The sequence below is a fragment of the Psychrobacter sp. 4Dc genome (assembly GCF_002836715.1).
Taxonomy (GTDB): Bacteria; Pseudomonadota; Gammaproteobacteria; order Pseudomonadales; family Moraxellaceae; genus Psychrobacter.
In genome coordinates this window covers 103,886-120,666 of record NZ_PJAT01000112.1, presented here as the reverse complement: position 1 = coordinate 120,666, position 16,781 = coordinate 103,886, and the positions used below count along the sequence as shown (strand labels likewise).

At 43.4% G+C, this 16,781-nt stretch carries 16 protein-coding genes and 1 tRNA gene; 12 read left to right on the top strand and 5 right to left on the bottom strand.

Annotated features, from left to right (window positions below):
- Positions 1–246 precede the first annotated feature (246 nt).
- The 7 genes from CXF61_RS10920 (at position 247) to CXF61_RS10890 (ending at position 9,053) form a co-directional block, all read left to right on the top strand.
- The gene (locus tag CXF61_RS10920; protein WP_101205973.1) at positions 247–729 is read left to right on the top strand and encodes a cell division protein FtsL; all 483 of its coding nucleotides are present in this window, start codon (positions 247–249) and stop codon (positions 727–729) included.
- Positions 726–2,816, top strand: coding sequence for a peptidoglycan D,D-transpeptidase FtsI family protein (locus CXF61_RS10915; RefSeq protein WP_057762051.1), 2,091 nt, complete (start codon positions 726–728; stop codon positions 2,814–2,816). The genes CXF61_RS10920 and CXF61_RS10915 overlap by 4 nt, the downstream gene beginning before the upstream one ends.
- A 66-nt stretch (positions 2,817–2,882) precedes the next feature.
- Positions 2,883–4,598 carry a UDP-N-acetylmuramoyl-L-alanyl-D-glutamate--2,6-diaminopimelate ligase gene (locus CXF61_RS10910; protein ID WP_165598224.1) on the top strand — a complete coding sequence of 572 codons (1,716 nt, stop codon included), beginning with the start codon at positions 2,883–2,885 and terminating at the stop codon, positions 4,596–4,598.
- A gap of 82 nt (positions 4,599–4,680) precedes the next feature.
- On the top strand, positions 4,681–6,129 hold the full coding sequence (locus CXF61_RS10905; RefSeq protein WP_165598223.1) for a UDP-N-acetylmuramoyl-tripeptide--D-alanyl-D-alanine ligase: 1,449 nt from the start codon (positions 4,681–4,683) through the stop codon (positions 6,127–6,129).
- 3 nt (positions 6,130–6,132) lie between these two features.
- Entirely contained in the window at positions 6,133–7,251 is a 1,119-nt protein-coding gene (mraY, locus tag CXF61_RS10900) for a phospho-N-acetylmuramoyl-pentapeptide-transferase (RefSeq protein ID WP_165598222.1), read from the top strand.
- Between the two features lie 139 nt (positions 7,252–7,390).
- Positions 7,391–8,338 (top strand): putative RNA methyltransferase, encoded by a 948-nt coding sequence (locus tag CXF61_RS10895; protein WP_165598230.1) that lies wholly within the window; start codon positions 7,391–7,393, stop codon positions 8,336–8,338.
- Between the two features lie 433 nt (positions 8,339–8,771).
- A complete protein-coding gene (locus CXF61_RS10890) occupies positions 8,772–9,053 on the top strand; it encodes a hypothetical protein (protein WP_165598221.1) in 282 nt (93 codons plus the stop codon).
- A 92-nt stretch (positions 9,054–9,145) separates the two neighbouring features.
- Here the strand turns inward: CXF61_RS10890 and CXF61_RS10885 are convergent, their stop codons facing one another.
- Both CXF61_RS10885 and CXF61_RS10880 read right to left on the bottom strand, forming a co-directional pair.
- Entirely contained in the window at positions 9,146–9,865 is a 720-nt protein-coding gene (locus CXF61_RS10885; RefSeq protein ID WP_165598220.1) for a hypothetical protein, read from the bottom strand.
- Positions 9,866–10,357: 492 nt separating this feature from the next.
- Positions 10,358–10,448, bottom strand: a tRNA-Ser gene (locus CXF61_RS10880).
- Between the two features lie 174 nt (positions 10,449–10,622).
- Here CXF61_RS10880 and CXF61_RS10875 point away from each other — a divergent pair.
- From CXF61_RS10875 to CXF61_RS10860, 5 genes are all read left to right on the top strand, one after another.
- Complete coding sequence (locus CXF61_RS10875; RefSeq protein WP_227526668.1) at positions 10,623–11,252, top strand: DNA/RNA non-specific endonuclease; 630 nt, start codon at positions 10,623–10,625, stop codon at positions 11,250–11,252.
- Between the two features lie 70 nt (positions 11,253–11,322).
- Positions 11,323–11,463 carry a hypothetical protein gene (locus CXF61_RS14190; protein ID WP_227526667.1) on the top strand — a complete coding sequence of 47 codons (141 nt, stop codon included), beginning with the start codon at positions 11,323–11,325 and terminating at the stop codon, positions 11,461–11,463.
- A gap of 226 nt (positions 11,464–11,689) precedes the next feature.
- Positions 11,690–12,544, top strand: a complete 855-nt coding sequence (locus CXF61_RS10870) for a DNA/RNA non-specific endonuclease (protein WP_227526666.1) — start codon at positions 11,690–11,692, stop codon at positions 12,542–12,544.
- A 71-nt stretch (positions 12,545–12,615) separates the two neighbouring features.
- Entirely contained in the window at positions 12,616–12,879 is a 264-nt protein-coding gene (locus tag CXF61_RS10865; protein WP_057762038.1) for a hypothetical protein, read from the top strand.
- Positions 12,880–13,140: 261 nt separating this feature from the next.
- Positions 13,141–13,524 (top strand): DUF2147 domain-containing protein, encoded by a 384-nt coding sequence (locus tag CXF61_RS10860; RefSeq protein WP_165598218.1) that lies wholly within the window; start codon positions 13,141–13,143, stop codon positions 13,522–13,524.
- A gap of 193 nt (positions 13,525–13,717) precedes the next feature.
- On the opposite strand, the gene CXF61_RS10855 is transcribed toward CXF61_RS10860, so the two are convergent.
- From CXF61_RS10855 to CXF61_RS10845, 3 genes are all read right to left on the bottom strand, one after another.
- Positions 13,718–14,980: an ammonium transporter gene (locus CXF61_RS10855; RefSeq protein ID WP_160022069.1), complete on the bottom strand. Its 1,263-nt coding sequence runs from the start codon at positions 14,978–14,980 to the stop codon at positions 13,718–13,720.
- Between the two features lie 107 nt (positions 14,981–15,087).
- Positions 15,088–15,426: a P-II family nitrogen regulator gene (locus CXF61_RS10850; RefSeq protein WP_010197981.1), complete on the bottom strand. Its 339-nt coding sequence runs from the start codon at positions 15,424–15,426 to the stop codon at positions 15,088–15,090.
- A 478-nt stretch (positions 15,427–15,904) separates the two neighbouring features.
- Complete coding sequence (locus CXF61_RS10845; protein WP_165598217.1) at positions 15,905–16,759, bottom strand: universal stress protein; 855 nt, start codon at positions 16,757–16,759, stop codon at positions 15,905–15,907.
- Positions 16,760–16,781 lie beyond the last annotated feature (22 nt).

The window sequence follows — 16,781 nt, the reverse complement described above, 5'->3', positions numbered from 1 at the left end:
GTATAGCCATACAATGTGTTTGGTTGTGGTATGGCATATTGATAGCCATGAGTTGTGATGACTTATGGCTCCTAAATATATTAGCTATTGGATATGTTTTTTACATTCGTTTTTTTAAGTTTAGTTTGTACATTTATAAGTGTCTTTGGTTTTATATTTATCGATGGTATGACCGAATAATGACACGTTCATCTTTCGCAATCCGTTATCTACTCTACCGTTTACGTTCACCTTTTTGAGATCGTCATGGCAATATCTGACAAACCTGCGAATCGCCGCACTGCTACACCTTATAATACCGATGTCGGCGAGCTGTTCGTGCGCCGGTTTAATGTGGTGAGCATTTATGTGGTCGTGCTACTGTTATTGGCAGCCACGATTGTATGGAGTGGTATCAAAACTGCCGAAGAAGTTCAGCAATATCATCAGGACTACAAAACTTTGCAAGACATGAAAAAACAAGAACGTAAGCTACAAGTAGAGCATCAACGTCTATTGATTGAGCAGCAAACCTTTAGCGCCACACCGCAGATTGCCAGTCGAGCGGTTGCTGAATTGGGTATGTATTCGCCAACATTAAAGGATAAGCTGATTATCCAGCCTGGTGTCGCTACTGCATTGGTGCCAGTGGTTACGGAAGACTCAGAGGAAGATTTGAATGACGTTATTGGGCCACGTGCCTCTACCGACATCTCTCCTGAAGAACCAGCGACGGAGGCAGGACAATGAGTGAGAAAAAGCCTAAATCCACCGCAAAGAACACTAGCAAAAAACCAGCCAGCGGTAAGGTAACCAAACCTCTACGCCGAGCCAGTGCTGCTAAATCTGGTCAAACGAGTAGCAAGCCCGATAAAGCTGCAAGTAATCGTAAGGCCAAATTGTTTGGTCGCATCAAAAAAAGCGATACCCAAGGCGCTTATACCAGTGTAAAAAATCGCAAAAGTAAAATGGTTTTTTCGAGCAAAGCGTCAGGTGCTTCTGCTCTCGGTGGTTTCGAACAAGACAAGAACCGTTTTCGTATGGTCTGGGGTCTAGCGCTGGTCATATTAGCGCTACTCATTAGCCGCGCTTATTATATTCAGGTTGCTAATGCACAGTTTTATCAAGACAAAGGTAATGAGCTCATTACCAGTGAGCGCACCCAAAAATCTTATCGCGGTATGATTACCGATCGTAATAATCTACCGCTTGCGGTCAGCGCGCCGCTCGCGACGGTTTCGTTTAGTCCGCATGATTATTCGCGTGAATATTACGAGCTAAAGCGCATTATCATCACCAACCCTAGCAGTCCCCAATTACAGGCGCGTATGCAAAAGCGTCTAGATAATATGGACCTGACAAAGCTAGCCGCTGCTGCCAATATCTCGGTCGATGAGTTGAAAAAAGTCACGGCTATTGATGACAGTATCGATGTGACCGATGAGAAAGCGGTAAAAGCTGCTTTGCCATCTGGCGCAGGATCGCACTATTTGCCATTGCTTAATAAGGTCACACCTGAGATTGCCCAAAGCGTCAGCTCACTTGATTTCCCAGGCGTCTACGAAAAGAATTTCTTTCAGCGTTATTACCCGCAGCCACAGTCTAATGCACAGCTGCTAGGTTTTATGGGTCAAAACGCCAAGGATCCCGAAGGCGGCTACGAAGGCCGTGCTGGTATTGAGCGTCAGTATGAAAAAGATTTGGCAGGTGATGACGGAAAAGTACTGGTTCTAAAAGACGCCAAACAAAACAGCCTAAAAGAAATCAAACAGATCGAGCCAGAAGTACCTGGCAAAGATGTGGCATTAACGATTGATTCGCGCTTGCAGTATTTGCTATATAAAGAGCTAGAAAAAGCTGGGCGTTTGCAAAAAGCCCGCTGGTCAACGGGTATGATCGTTGACGTACAAACTGGTGAAGTATTAGCACTATCAACATGGCCGTCGTTTAACTCGAATAACCTTAACGAGATGACGGGTGAAAATCAGCGTAACCGCGCACTGTTAGATGTGTTTGAACCAGGTTCGGTGATGAAACCGTTTACCGTGGCGGCAGCGCTAGACTCGGGTAAATATACGCCAACGACCTTGATTGATACCAATCCCGGTTCGATTCGCGTACGTGGCTATACCATTCGAGATCATAATAATTTGGGCATGATTAACATGGCCACGCTACTACAGAAATCTAGTAACGTTGCTTCGACCAAGATTGCGCTATCACTGCCAGCCGATGCTATTAGTAATATGCAACGACAGTTTGGCTTTGGCTCAAAAACACCTTTGCAGTTCCCAGGTGAGGGCAGCGGTTTGATCGTCACGCCAAAAGAAAAAGAAACCTCGCGCCGCGCGACGGTCAGTTATGGTTATGGTCTACAAGTGACATTGGCACAGGTTGCACAGGCGTATTCAGCCCTAGCAGCAGGTGGGGTCATGCATCCATTAACTTTAATTAAAGATGACAAATCACAGCCAAGCAAACGTATTATGGCGCATGAGCAGGCAATGTCGATTGTACAGATGCTTGAGAGCGTGACTGAACCTGGTGGTACGGCAAAAGCTGCTGCCATTGACGGATATCGCGTGGCAGGTAAGACAGGTACGTCACGCCGCATCAATCCAGATGGTGGTTATTATACGGATCAGTATCGTAACGTCTTTGCTGGCATGGCACCTGCATCCAATCCAAAGCTGGTAGGCGTAATGCTTATCGAAGACCCGCGCGGTCAGATTTATGCTGGTCTAACGGTCGCCCCTGTCTTCCATAATGTGATGAAAGAAGCATTACGATTGTATAATGTGCCTTTGGATAAGCCACTAAAAACGGAAGCGCAGTAAGCGTTCAATTATTTTAAATGTCCAGTTCTACTGAGCTGACACGTTTTAACTGTTTAGGATTTATCTATGACTATATCATCGCTAGATAGCGCTACTGTTACTTTACAACAGCTTATAGATGCCAATAAAAGCCAGCAGCAAAAACTGGCTGAGCAACTTACAGCGATGATAGAAACATCGATTCAGAAAGTATTCAAGCAGGCAGAGTCAGAACAAGCTCAATCTACTGCCCATATCCCATTTCAGCAGTTTCGCTTAGACAGTCGTCAACTGGAAGCGAACGACGTATTTATCCTTTTAAAAAGTCAAACAGCCAACCCTCAAAAAAGTCGCGATTATCTACTACAAGCCGCTGAGCAAGCCGCGTTTATTCTCTCAGAAATTGACCCTATTGTTTTGCTTAGCGAAGCAGATAATTCCTCAAATACCACTAATGAACCGCAGACAGATAGTATTGCTAATGCACAGCAGCAACTAGCAGCATTATCATGCCATGTATTATACGTTCCTAATATTCGTGACTTTTTAGGTAGCTTAATTCAAGCGCGCCTCCAATATCAGCAGCCAGTGACTCTACCGACTGTGGTTGCGGTAACTGGTACGAATGGTAAAACAACCATCAGTCAATTAGTAGCACAGCTTACTCAATTGATGGGTCAGAGTAGCGCAGTGATGGGTACGGCAGGTAATGGTAGACTTGGTGCGCTGGTGCAAGCCAGCCATACCACGGGCGATGCGTTAGCTGTCCAGCAGTTCCTATATAAAATGGGAACAGAGCAAGCAGAAATATTAGCATTAGAGGCCAGCTCTCACGGGTTAGACCAACAACGTCTACAAGGTATGCCAGTCACTGTGGCGATTTATACCAATTTGAGTCGTGACCATTTAGACTATCATGCCGATATGGCAGAGTACGCCGCTGCCAAAGCAAAACTGTTTGATAAAGCTCATTTTCCAGATTTGACTCATGCCATTATCAACATCGATGATGAGCACGCTCAGGTTATGTTAGATACGGCAAATGCTAGCGACTTGACGGTATGGACGTACAGTTTGGATTCATCAAAATCTGCTACTTTTGTAGCCGCTGATATCTCACCGAGTCTGCAGGGTGTAAAAATTAATCTGCGTACGAATTTTGGTGATGAGAAAGCTGACAACATAGAGATTATCAGTCCATTATTAGGTCGCTTCAATGTAGCCAATTTGCTCGCGGCGATAGCAGCTGTCGTAGCACTTGATGTTGACTTGGCTATAAATATTGAGCGTATTGCGCCTGCTGTTGCACAGTTGCAAGGTGCGGTTGGGCGTATGCAGCGTGTACCGTCAAATGATGGCTGCTTTATCGTTGATTATGCGCATACTCCAGACGCTCTAAGCCAAGTGCTGGCAAGCTTAAAAACCCACTGTAAAGGTCAGCTTTGGGCAGTATTTGGTTGCGGTGGAGATCGTGATGCAGGCAAGCGACCGTTGATGGCACAAGCAGGTCTGGCAGGTGCTGATCAAGTTGTTCTGACTGCGGATAATCCACGTACCGAAGACCCAAATGTAATTTTGCAAGATATGCAGGCTGGTATGACAGCTGAGCAATATCAACGAACCCATATTGAACCTGCCCGCCAAACCGCTATTGAGTATGCAGTTAGTCACTCAGGTGTAGATGATATCGTTGTCATCGCAGGCAAAGGTCACGAAACCTATCAAGAGATTAATAACGTCCGCTATGATTTCGATGACAGTGTTGTTTTGCAGCAGGCATTGAATCAGACGGGACGTGTGTAATTGGTTGGCTCGCGTTACATGCATTAGTAAAAATTGATCATTAAATATAAAAATTAAGTAATCATCATATAAGGTAATCATTATGACAGCCGACACCGATAATACTGCCCAGTCGCAAGGGCTCTATGTCTGGCAAATGGACAATCTGCTCGCAGCGACCACGTCGCTCGATGGGCAGTGGCAACTACCACAAGGCCATGGAGCAGAGCAGACGGCTTTATCCAGTAAACGTGTAGCCACCGATACCCGCACGATAAAGCCAGGCGATATATTTTTGGCGCTCAGTGGCGATAATTTCGATGGTCACGATTATATCGAGACAGCAATATCAAAAGGCGCTGTTGCCGCTGTCGTCTCGCGTCCTACCTCGTTGTCTGGCCCAAATGCTATTCCGCAATTGGTGGTCAGCGATACCCGTTTGGCGCTAGGTCAATTGGCAGCATATCGTCGTCAGCAGCATACAGATTTAACTGTGATTGCTATTACGGGCTCTAGTGGTAAGACTACTTGCAAAGAAATGCTTGGCAGTATTTTTGGTAGATTGGCACCGACCTTAATCACTCGTGGTAACCTCAATAACGATTTGGGTGTACCAATGATGCTGCTTGAGCTATCGGATCATCATCGTTATGCCATTTTAGAGCTAGGTGCAAACCATATTGGTGAGATTGCTTATACGACTGAAATCGTTCAGCCTGACGTGGCCTGTATCTTAAACATCGGTACAGCGCATTTGGGTGAATTTGGTAGCCGTGAAGGCATATGCCAGACCAAAGCAGAGATTTACCATACGTTGACGGACGCGCAGTTTGCGATTGTTCCTGATAAGGATGATTTTACCAATCAGCTACGCCGTATCGCTGAAAAGCACACCTCACATGTGATTGGCTTTGGTAATACGGATGTAAGCGCAAGCCATCTAGACGTAGAGCCTGAGCGTAGCGAATTTAAGCTACATATCGGTAACCAAGTCCATGATATCAACTTACCATTGGCAGGTGAACACAATGTCAATAATGCCTTGGCCGCTGCTGCCTGTGCGCATGCGCTGAATATTGAGGTGAGTGATATCGTCATTGGGCTTGAAAATGCGCGTCCTGCTAAAGGTCGTCTAAATAGTCAGATACTTGGTATGCATCGTCTCATTGATGATACTTATAATGCCAACCCTCATTCGGTACGTGCCGCTGCCAAAGTATTGGCTGCGCAAACGGGTACGCAAGTGATGGTACTGGGCGATATCGGTGAGCTCGGTGAAGCAGCTATTAGTGAACATCAAAGCTTGGGCCGTACTATCGCGACCACAGGTATCAATGTGCTGCTTTGTGTTGGCGAATATGCTCCTTATACCGTTGCGGGTGCACAAGAGGTATCTGATATCAGTGCTCATGCCTTTGCTGACAAAGACAGTTTATTACAGTATTTACAGCCGTATTTGCAAGCGCAACAAGCTAAGCCTTGTACTGTGTTGTTCAAAGGCTCTCGTTCCATGGGAATGGAAACACTTATTCATGCGCTAGTAGAGGAGTAGGCGGTGTTAGTTTGGTTGTTTGGCTGGCTTGGCCAGTATTATTCGCCGTTTTCTGCGGTTTCTTCGTTGACACTGCGAGCATTGCTTGCCGTTGTTACCGCCCTTGTATTTAGCATGATGTTTGGTGGCCGTGTCATTCGGCACTTACGATCGCTCAAATATGGTCAGGCCATTCGTAATGATGGGCCTCAATCGCATTTGGCCAAGACTGGTACGCCAACCATGGGCGGGGTATTGATCCTAAGTGCGATTGGCATATCGACGCTGCTGTGGGCACGATTGAACAATCCCTATGTTTGGATTTTGCTCGTGGTTATGGTTATCTTTGGTGCCGTCGGTTGGGCTGATGATTGGCTAAAAATTAAGTACAAAGATCCAAAAGGCTTAATCGCTCGCAAAAAGTATTTTTGGCTGTCTATGGGGGCACTGTTTGTCGGTGTGTCTTTATATTATATCGCCACGCTACAACCAGATATCAACACCACGCGTGAGATGCAGGATCTGCTATTGCCAGTATTCAAAGACTGGATGATTCCATTTTCAGTAGTGCCATTTGGTATTGGCTTCATCATCTTTACTTACTTTGTGATTAATGGTGCTTCTAACGCAGTCAATCTAACTGATGGTTTGGATGGTTTGGCGATTTTGCCAGTCGTTCTCGTCGCTGCAGGTTTGGGCGCGATGGCCTATGTATCAGGCGATGTACGCTTTGCTGATTACTTACATGTGCCTTATATTCCTTACAACTCCGAAGTCATCATCGTCTGTGGCTCAATGGTCGGAGCAGGTCTTGGTTTCTTATGGTTCAACGCGCATCCAGCACAAGTATTTATGGGTGATGTTGGCGCGCTAGCATTGGGTGCAATGCTAGGTACTATCGCCGTGATGACCCGTCAAGAGATTGCCTTTGCGATTATGGGTGGTTTGTTTGTCGCAGAAGCGCTATCAGTGATGTTGCAAGTTGGCTCGTACAAACTACGCAAAAAACGCGTCTTCCGTATGGCACCGCTGCATCATCATTTTGAGGAAATTGGCTGGAAAGAAACGCAAGTGGTGGCAAGATTTTGGATTATTGCCATTATCCTTGTCATCCTCGGGTTAATGACGCTAAAGCTACGTTAAGCTATAACCGCCGAATATCTATATAGATATCAATTTGCAAAACTCTAAAAAGCCGTTTCAATCATGATTGAGACGGCTTTTTATCGCTCAAGATAGATGAATTTTGTTAGAATGCGAAGCATATTGCTATCACTTTGAGATGCCCGTGTCGTTATTTATTTGTCCACTTTGTCAGTCACCACTACAGCCTGCCGTAGATACTTGGCGCTGTGATGGTAGTTTGCACCCTAAGCAAACTTCACATCCCTTTGATGTGGCGCGTCAAGGCTATGTCAACTTACTACCAGTACAACAAAAAAAGTCCAAAGCACCTGGGGATAGCCAAGAATCTATCGATGCGCGTAAGCGGTTTTTGAATCATGGACACTATGCACCGCTCCAAGGGTTAATTAGCCAAAAAATGATAGAATTGCTGTCTAACGATGAGCTAATAGATAAGCAAGATAACAAGTCAGTCAATTGGCTCGATATTGGCTGCGGAGAAGGCTACTACACGCAGGCAATGGCACAAATGGGATCGGATGTTATAGACACGCTGATAGCCGCTGACATCAGTAAGCCTGCAGTGGTTGAGCTGGCTAAGGTTAGTAAACTATCAGGTCGTCTATGGTATCAGCCGCGCCAAGAAGATACTACCAAGACGACAGCGGTCTATCCATTAGTGACCAGTGCTGCACATTTACCATTACACCCACACAGTGTGACGGGGATTAGTAGTATCTTTAGCCCTATTTTGCCCGAGGCATTTGATAATGTATTGATGGATGGTGGCTATCTGGTTATTGCCAAACCTGATGTCGGGCATTTGGCAACGATGCGTGATGCGCTATTTGATGATGTGCGTGAGCATGACTCTGATAAATTTTTGCAAGAATTGGTACCATATTTTACGTTGGTTGAGACCTGCCGTGTCAGTACAGAGCTGACATTATCCGCAGAGGATTTGGCTGATTTGATGACGATGACACCTTATGCGTACCGTGCTCGCAGCGAAAAAAGGCAAGCACTATTGGCTGCCGTAGAAACAGTAGCATTTAGCACAGAGGCAAAGTTTGTGGTTTATATTTTGCAGAAAACGTCTGTTTAGCACATTTAGAGCATAGCAGTCTGGAGTATTGCTATGTTCGCTTTAAACATTAGCCATTAACTTCTAATGAGTTAGGTTTTTCGAATAGCAGAAAGGTCGATATAGAGAGTTTAGCTTAACCGCCTCCGTATTTGCATTTTTCATTAATCAGCTAGTCATTCGCGTTTTTATAAATATCCTGTTTACGATGCTTACCGATAAAGCATAAATACGCTGTCATTTAACCATACATTACGCCAACACCTAACATGCCTTTAATCGCGCATGCCCTCGTAACAATCGCAACCTTTCTTCAAGTTTCATAAATCTACTTAATACTAGAATCATTTATCATTCTCTTTGTCGATAGAGTAAAGCTTTATCACGATAGTTCATTTAACACTAAGTGAATTATCTATAACGACTCTAAATATAAATTCAAAGGAATAAGATGATGAAAAAGATACTAGTTAGTTCGATTTTAGCCGCTACTGCTTGTTTTTCAATGGTTGGTCAGGCCAATGCTGCACCTAATTTTGATAAGCATCATTCAGCTCAAGTGCAGCAACAAAAGCACAGCAGCAATAAAGCGAGTAATAACTATAAGCATGCCAAAGCTAAGGCAGCAAAGTCACATCACAAAGCGAATGTAGTGGCTGCTAAACACAAAGCAACAGCCAAAAATGTCCATGCTAAAAACAGCCACGATAAAAACAACCATGACCGTCGCTCGTAGAAATATGATCCTACCATCCAAAAATAGCGCCTTAATTAGGCGCTATTTTTTTGTTTATATGACACTATTGATCGTTACTAATTGAGCAAATGCTACTGACTGATAAACGTCATTGATTTGGATGTGCCGCTTTTATTAGGCTGAGTGAGTGTGACCTTACTACTCAAAACATCGCCTTTGGCATTGATTTTATAGCATTCTGACGACGTATCTGCAGCACCAGAAGTCAAAAGTAGATTGCCTGAAGTTTTTATACAAAGCCACGCCGTGTTATTTGTATCTTGTGTGAGCGACCAGTTCTGCTTATAAGTGGCGGTTTTCTGACGCATACTGCTGTCAGCATATACGTTTTCAGTGATGAGCTGATTTGAGTCGCCCACCGTAGCTATCTTAGGGATACTTGTCGTTTGGTTAGCGATTGAATACTCCCCCGTACTATCCGTAAAACCATGAAATACCAATGGATTTAGCGTAAAGTAATTGATAGCGACGGACTGATCCGTAATCTGCTGATTCACAGTGTTGATTGTGCTGACTTCTGCGCCTTGTACCATTTTATTATTAAAGCGCATGCTGCCTTTAGGGGTGATTTGAATATCTGCGGCTACGCTTTGGCCGCCGACAGTAGCGACCAGTTTTTCACTACGTTGTTTGGTATAAATATTGAGTAGGGTAGTCTCAACTGGGTATTGAGTGACCACTTTATCAGAGTTGTTATTTTGATTGGTATTATCTGTTGCCGTGCCGCCTATGCCAGTAGCGCAAGCACTCAATCCGAGTCCTGCTGCGATACACATTCCTAGTGTTTTCATTATTGTATCCTTTAGTTTATTTAAATAAATACTACCAATATCTACTATAATCCAGTTTTTGGACAATGGCATCTGCCAAGTATCAGTGACTCTACCGTTATTACATTTTTGTACGGAATAGCAATGATAGTAAATATAGATATAAAGCTAGATTGAGCGCCACAGAAAAACTCAAAGCCTTTTCGTATAAAGGTTTAATAAGAAAATTAAGCTATTAATAAAACGAATCGTAATAGAGTATCTACTCATTTTATGAGTCACTCTCAGCCCATGGTACGAAATTTTTAGCTTGGTCAATTAATGTGTTATTTGACTAGGTATATAGTTATTAGACTTATACAACATCCGGAATTAAGGCTAAACTGAAATATTTCAGACAGCAGTAGAGGATGAGTATAGACTGAAAGTCTTACTGTTAAAATATATAAAGAATATTTAGGAAAGGGTAGAACAAGATAGAAAAGCTGAGGTTTTACTTAAGCAGAATAAGATTGGCGGTGAAGGAGGGATTCGAACCCTCGATACGCTATGAACGTATACACACTTTCCAGGCGTGCGGTTTCAGCCACTCACCCACTTCACCTTTTTTTGAACGCCTAAGTATAGCGGATACCATTTAAAATGTCACGACTTGCGCGCTATCTTTCTTTATTGGCAAGCGCCTGCTAGGATAGCAAGTATGTAACGGCAAGTATAAATGGTTGAAAGTTGAATGATAAGTTTTAGTAGGCTTAAGTACGGATGTAAGAATAGTGCGATGATGGCAGTATTGCTTGTCGCGACGGGTATTACCCAAGCGCACGCTGATGATTTGACCCAATGTAGCCAGTCTTTTTATGGGGGTGTTTATCCTGAATTTACCAATACCAAGCTAAAAAAAGACACACAAGCGCTATGCATGGATGGTTTTGCGGTTATGTATTCAGGGGTATCGCGTACACCGCTCTGGTCAGCAGAATATCTCGATCGCACACGTCTACAACAAGCTAAGCAGATTGACCGTGAAGACAGCTTCCACGAAGAGAGTAAACTACCAAAGTCAGCACGAGCCTCATTATCTGATTATTCAGGCTCTGGCTACGATCGCGGGCTGTTAGCACCCAATGCCAATATGGCCAATCGCAGCCAGCAGTATGATAGCTTTAGTTTAGCCAATATTGCTCCGCAGTCACCACGTAATAACCGTTATACTTGGCGAAACATCGAATCAGCGACTCGATATCTGACTCAGCAATACGGTGATGTCTATACCGTTACAGGGGTGGCATTTATTGGTAAAAAAACCAAACGTCTTGCTGATCGTGTGCTAGTGCCTAGCCATTTTTTTAAGGCGGTATACATCCCTGCAATCAATCAATCAGGCAGGGGTATATTACGCACCCAATGACGAATCTGAACGCATCGATATCATTAGTGTTGACCAGTTAGCCGCTGAAACGGGTATCGACGTCTTACCAATGCTGGACTCTCAAACCAAAAAACAAGCATCTGACTTACCATTGAAAGCAGGTGAGAGCTCGGGCTTACTTGATGCACCAACAAAAGAGCATACTTGGATGCTGTTTATTTGGGCGATTGTTGAGTGGCTAATGAGCTAGTTTAATGCCTAGATAAGCGCCTATATTGATGATTGATAAATATTATTTGATCAACGCTATACTTGCATAGGTAACTCATATACATATAAATTCGTCGTCTTTATTTACTATTAAGTGCCTGTTAAGATAGGGCGTTAAAGGTACAAATAAATATGGCTAGATGATAAATTTTACATGGGGTATAAATAGTATCAAAAGCATCAAATTTACCATGACAGCTATCATAATGATAAGTACTCCGTTAGTACATGCTTATGATTTTACTCAGTGTAGTGAGTCTTTTTATGGGGGTGTTTATCCTGAATTTACTAATACTAAGCTAAGTGACAACACTCAGGCACTGTGCATGGATGGTTTTGCTGTCATGTATTCAGGAGTATCACGCACACCGCTGTGGTCGGCAGAGCATCTGGATCGTAAGCGCTTGCAACAAGCGAAAGAGATTGATCGTGACGACAGTTTTCATGAAGAAAGTACACTGCCAACGTCTGCACGTGCCGCAGTATCTGACTACTCAAAGTCTGGTTATGATCGCGGGCACTTAGCACCTAGTGCGAATATGGCAACCAGCAGCCAGCAATATGACAGTTTTAGCCTAGCCAATATCGCACCGCAGTCCCCCCGTAATAATCGTTATATTTGGCGAAATATCGAATCAGCGACTCGATATTTGACTCAGAAATACGGTGAGGTCTATACCATTACAGGGGTGGAATTTACCGGTAAAAAAACCAAACGTCTTGCTGGTAGTGTGCTCGTACCCAGTCATTTTTTTAAAGCTGTCTATATCCCAGCGACTAGTCAAGCAGGGGTTTACTATGCACCAAACGATGCGTCAGAGCGTATAGATGTCATTAGTGTTGATGAGCTGGCGACTGAAATTGGTATCGATGTTCTACCTTTGTTAGATCCTAAGACTAAAAAACAAGCATTTGATTTACCGTTAAAGGCTGGTACAAGTTTGGACTTACCTGCTGATAAGCTAGAAGAAGATACCCCTGAGGCACCTGTGGAGGAGCCTGAGTGGATGCTATTTGTCTGGGCTATTTTAGAATGGTTAATTGCACAGTTGCAAGCTTAAGCTGAAAGTAAGACCCAAAAATAGCCTCATTTCGAAAAAAATAAAATGTTACTGATAATAAGGATAATCAAATGATTGAGCCATTCGCCAACGACCATCAAAGCATGCAGATTGGTGATCTTGTCATTGAAAATCAAAAAGACAAGATTATTATATATGGTGATATTGATCTCACTTTTGATGAGTTAGGATACGAGCAAGCCCAACAGCTACATGAGCTGTCGGAGAAAATCGTACAAGCATTTGCAGATAAAAATCTATATAGTAAGAACGATGCTAAGTCAAAGGAAAATGATGACCAATTAGATAAAGATATCGACAATCCTTTCCTATAAGTCTTTGATATGGCTTTATTTTTGTAGAAATAAGAAACTGTAAAAAAATTACTAGGCAAAACCTAAAAATTGCTTATAATGAGTTAAGACATCGCTTGTGTCGCTCGAATCTTTAACCAAAAGCTTATATGTTGTTATGGTAACTATCATTTAAAAAGGTCGAAACCGTAAAGCTCGTAATGAAAGGTTCTAGCAAAGGATAAGCATAGGACAACAGAAACATAACGTTTCGAGTAATCATTGTATGAAGGGAGTCAATCTATGAAATTATTTACAAAGACCACTTTAGTAGTTGCTGGTATTGGTATTGCTAGCATGGCATTCGCCGCTGACCCATTAGCCAACACTACTTGGCAGACATATGATGAAGGCAAGCCAAAAGGTACGGTAAAGATCACTGAGTCAAATGGTGTGTTGACCGGTACTCTTATTGCTACTAACTCAGCTAAAGGCAAAAAGCACGTTGGTACGACCATTATTAAAGGTCTAAAAGCTGACGGTGGTGGTAAATATAGTGGTGGTACGATTACTGACCCTGAAAAAGGCAAAGACTATCGTATGACTGCAAGCTTAAGCGGCAACACGTTGAAGCTTAGAGGTTATATTGGCCCATTCTCTCGTAGCCAAGAATGGAAAAAGAAATAAACTAAAAAACTAGTTTCAGCGTAATACATAAAATCCCGCGTTACCGAAAAGTCTCGCGGGATTTTTTACGTTTTAGATTTAAGCTTATGGCTTCAATAGGGGAGATCTTTAAACACTAAAATTATAAACACCGATACTACAGTAGGTAGTATCAGCGCATTTAACAGTAATCTTTAGCTTACTTAAAAGGAGCTTATCTTATAAATTCTGGGTAAGCTTCCATACCACATTCTGCAATATCAGCACCTTCGTATTCGTCTTCTTCAGAGATACGTAGACCGATAACTAGCTTGATGATAGACCACACCACTAGGCTGGCAATGAATACCCAAGCAAAGATGGTTGCAGCACCCACAATCTGACCGATGAAGGTAGATGCTGGGTTAGTGATAGGTACAATTAGTAAACCGAATAGACCGACCACACCGTGAACTGAGATTGCACCAACTGGATCATCAATCTTGATTTTGTCTAAGGCTAAGATTGATAACACTACAATGATACCGGCGATAACACCAAAGATAGTGGCTTGTAGTGCAGAAGGGGTTGAAGGCTCAGCAGTAATGGCTACTAGACCAGCTAGTGCACCGTTTAGGAGCATGGTTAGATCCGCTTTACCAAAGATGATGCGAGCTAAGATCAAGGCACCGACAGCACCACCAGCAGCAGCAGCATTAGTGTTCAAAAATACTATTGCAACAGAGTTAGCACTAGCGATGTCGCCTAATTTAAGCACTGAACCACCGTTGAAACCGAACCAACCCATCCACAAGATTAGTGTACCGAGTGCCGCCAATGGTAGGTTGGCACCAGGAATAGCACGTATTTCACCGTTAGGACCATATTTACCTTTACGTGAGCCTAAGAGTAGTACACCTGCTAGAGCTGCTGCAGCACCAGCCATATGTACAATACCAGAGCCTGCAAAGTCAGAGAAGCCCATGTCGCCTAGGTTGAATAAACCAAAGACATCGTTGCCGCCCCATGTCCAGCTACCTTCTAATGGGTAGATAACACCAGTCATGACCACAGCGAATAACAAGAATGACCACAGTTTCATGCGCTCAGCAACGGCACCTGATACGATTGACATACAGGTCGCTACAAAGACCACTTGGAAGAAAAAGTCTGATGCGGCAGAGTAGACAGAGTCGCCACCGAAGCCGTTTTCAGCAGAGGCTGCTAGGGCGTCTTCTACTAACGTATCACCGCCTGCAATTCCGCTTAAGAATAGATCGCCACCATACATAATCGCATAGCCGCATACCATATACATGATACTAGCCGTTGCAAATAGTGCGACGTTTTTGGTTAAGATTTCGACTGTATTTTTTGATCGGACCAGTCCGGCCTCTAACATAGTAAAGCCTGCTGCCATCCACATGACCAACGCACCACATATCAAAAAGTAAAACGTATCGAGCGCATATTGGAGCTCAAAGATTTGACTTTCCATTTAAATTCCCCCTTGAATTTATAATATAGATATCGGCATTACCGATAGATAAAAATGCTGTAAGAGTCTGTACCTATAAGTTTATGCCCGTAGGTAGGTCTTCAAATTTAGATAGCGTCAGGTCCCGTTTCACCCGTACGGATGCGGATAACTTGCTCAAGTGCAGTGACGAAAATCTTGCCATCACCAATCTTACCAGTGCTAGCGATACGAGTGATTGCCTCGATAGCAGGCTCAACCATCTCGTCGATCACAGCGACTTCGACTTTTACTTTAGGTAAAAAGTCCACCACGTATTCTGCGCCGCGATAGAGCTCTGTATGACCTTTTTGACGACCGAAACCTTTGACTTCAGTGACAGTGACACCTTTAACACCGATGTCGGAAAGCGCTTCACGCACGTCGTCGAGCTTAAACGGTTTTAAGATCGCAGTGATTAGCTTCATAAAAAATTCCTTATTTGTGTGATGCCGCAGATTGATAGAAGTACTATGGTGCATCATCATATCTCTGCCTTGCTTACTGTAAGTTATTCAAGAACCGTGCCAACCTACTCAAGGGGGGAGGTAGAATTGGCGTGTTCATTAAAAAGTAATGACAGTAGTAACATAGAATATGGGCTACGATGCAACGATTAGAGCCATCGTTACAAGCATAATAAAGGTAGATCAATCTTTAGCGTTTGGTTAACGAAAACTTTATTATAACCAACTTTTTGAGTGCTTGGGGAGGCTATCCCTTTATTTCATGTGACGATTTGCTAACTTGAGTTTGGTCGTTAGCTTGGCCTTTTCATGCAAGCGTATCAAAGATGAATGGCGGAAAGGTAGAGAGAAAATAGAGATAAGCGGAAGAGCCTAACATAGTAGTCAGACCCCTGCGCTTAGGTAGATAAAGGGGTTGGGCGTGTTTATATATACGTCGTTATGCTTTAGGAAAGAGTAGATAAGGGGTTTTTGTACTGACTAATAGCTTTTTTGTGTCGCTACCTTGTAGTAATTCGCGTAGACGAGATTGGCCAAAAGCCCCAGTCATAAGTAAACCGATATCATGTTGGTTTTGATAGTAGTTCAAAGCCGCTGCAACATCTCGGCAGTCAAGCAATGTCTTTTTGGATTTGATACCCGCCTGTTTGAGCTTGGCGTAGGCTTCACGCAACGCATCACAGTTATCAGAAGTTTCCTTGCCAACCATCACAATATGAACCGTTAGTGCACGCACCAGTGGCGTTTTACACAGCCAATTTAGTAGTTTATGGCACGTTGGACTGTTATCAAACGCAAATAAAGCGGTAGTAGGGGGCAAAAATGGTGCATGTGTCACCAAAATGGGGCAGTGACTGACTCGAATGAGTTGGCTCAGTGTTGATTTGCAGGTGACATGATGACCTATAACGATCATTTGTGCTTTGTCATCGACGTAATCAATGCTCTGATTGAGGTTTTCATGACGATGCAGTGTATATGTCTTTAGCTTATGGCGTTGCTGTTCACAATACGAGGTTGCTTGAGATAATAGCAGTCGCCCCTGTGCTTTTAGCTCATAATTGCTCAAATGTTCTTTGGATGTGAACTGTTCGAGCAAAGCATTTTCGTCATCGATATTTAGGCAACCAGAATAATTAATAGCGGCTTTTTGCTGCAAGCTTGGCATCGAGTGCAATAAGCCAACAGGCGCGCGCAGGCGAATAGAAGCCCACATACTGGCCTCTAGTACCGCTTGAACATGATCAGGACAGTCCAAGCAAGCAATCACACTATCTGGTTTTAAATTACTCATAAAACGACCACATCATTTTAAT

Coding starts and splice junctions, on each gene's coding strand:
- CXF61_RS10920 (WP_101205973.1), top strand. CDS start 247: ATGGCAATATCTGACAAACCTGCGAATCGCCGCACTGCTACACCTTAT.
- CXF61_RS10915 (WP_057762051.1), top strand. CDS start 726: ATGAGTGAGAAAAAGCCTAAATCCACCGCAAAGAACACTAGCAAAAAA.
- CXF61_RS10910 (WP_165598224.1), top strand. CDS start 2,883: ATGACTATATCATCGCTAGATAGCGCTACTGTTACTTTACAACAGCTT.
- CXF61_RS10905 (WP_165598223.1), top strand. CDS start 4,681: ATGACAGCCGACACCGATAATACTGCCCAGTCGCAAGGGCTCTATGTC.
- CXF61_RS10895 (WP_165598230.1), top strand. CDS start 7,391: ATGCCCGTGTCGTTATTTATTTGTCCACTTTGTCAGTCACCACTACAG.
- CXF61_RS10890 (WP_165598221.1), top strand. CDS start 8,772: ATGAAAAAGATACTAGTTAGTTCGATTTTAGCCGCTACTGCTTGTTTT.
- CXF61_RS10885 (WP_165598220.1), bottom strand. CDS start 9,865: ATGAAAACACTAGGAATGTGTATCGCAGCAGGACTCGGATTGAGTGCT.
- CXF61_RS10875 (WP_227526668.1), top strand. CDS start 10,623: ATGATGGCAGTATTGCTTGTCGCGACGGGTATTACCCAAGCGCACGCT.
- CXF61_RS14190 (WP_227526667.1), top strand. CDS start 11,323: ATGCTGGACTCTCAAACCAAAAAACAAGCATCTGACTTACCATTGAAA.
- CXF61_RS10870 (WP_227526666.1), top strand. CDS start 11,690: ATGATAAGTACTCCGTTAGTACATGCTTATGATTTTACTCAGTGTAGT.
- CXF61_RS10865 (WP_057762038.1), top strand. CDS start 12,616: ATGATTGAGCCATTCGCCAACGACCATCAAAGCATGCAGATTGGTGAT.
- CXF61_RS10860 (WP_165598218.1), top strand. CDS start 13,141: ATGAAATTATTTACAAAGACCACTTTAGTAGTTGCTGGTATTGGTATT.
- CXF61_RS10855 (WP_160022069.1), bottom strand. CDS start 14,980: ATGGAAAGTCAAATCTTTGAGCTCCAATATGCGCTCGATACGTTTTAC.
- CXF61_RS10850 (WP_010197981.1), bottom strand. CDS start 15,426: ATGAAGCTAATCACTGCGATCTTAAAACCGTTTAAGCTCGACGACGTG.
- CXF61_RS10845 (WP_165598217.1), bottom strand. CDS start 16,759: ATGAGTAATTTAAAACCAGATAGTGTGATTGCTTGCTTGGACTGTCCT.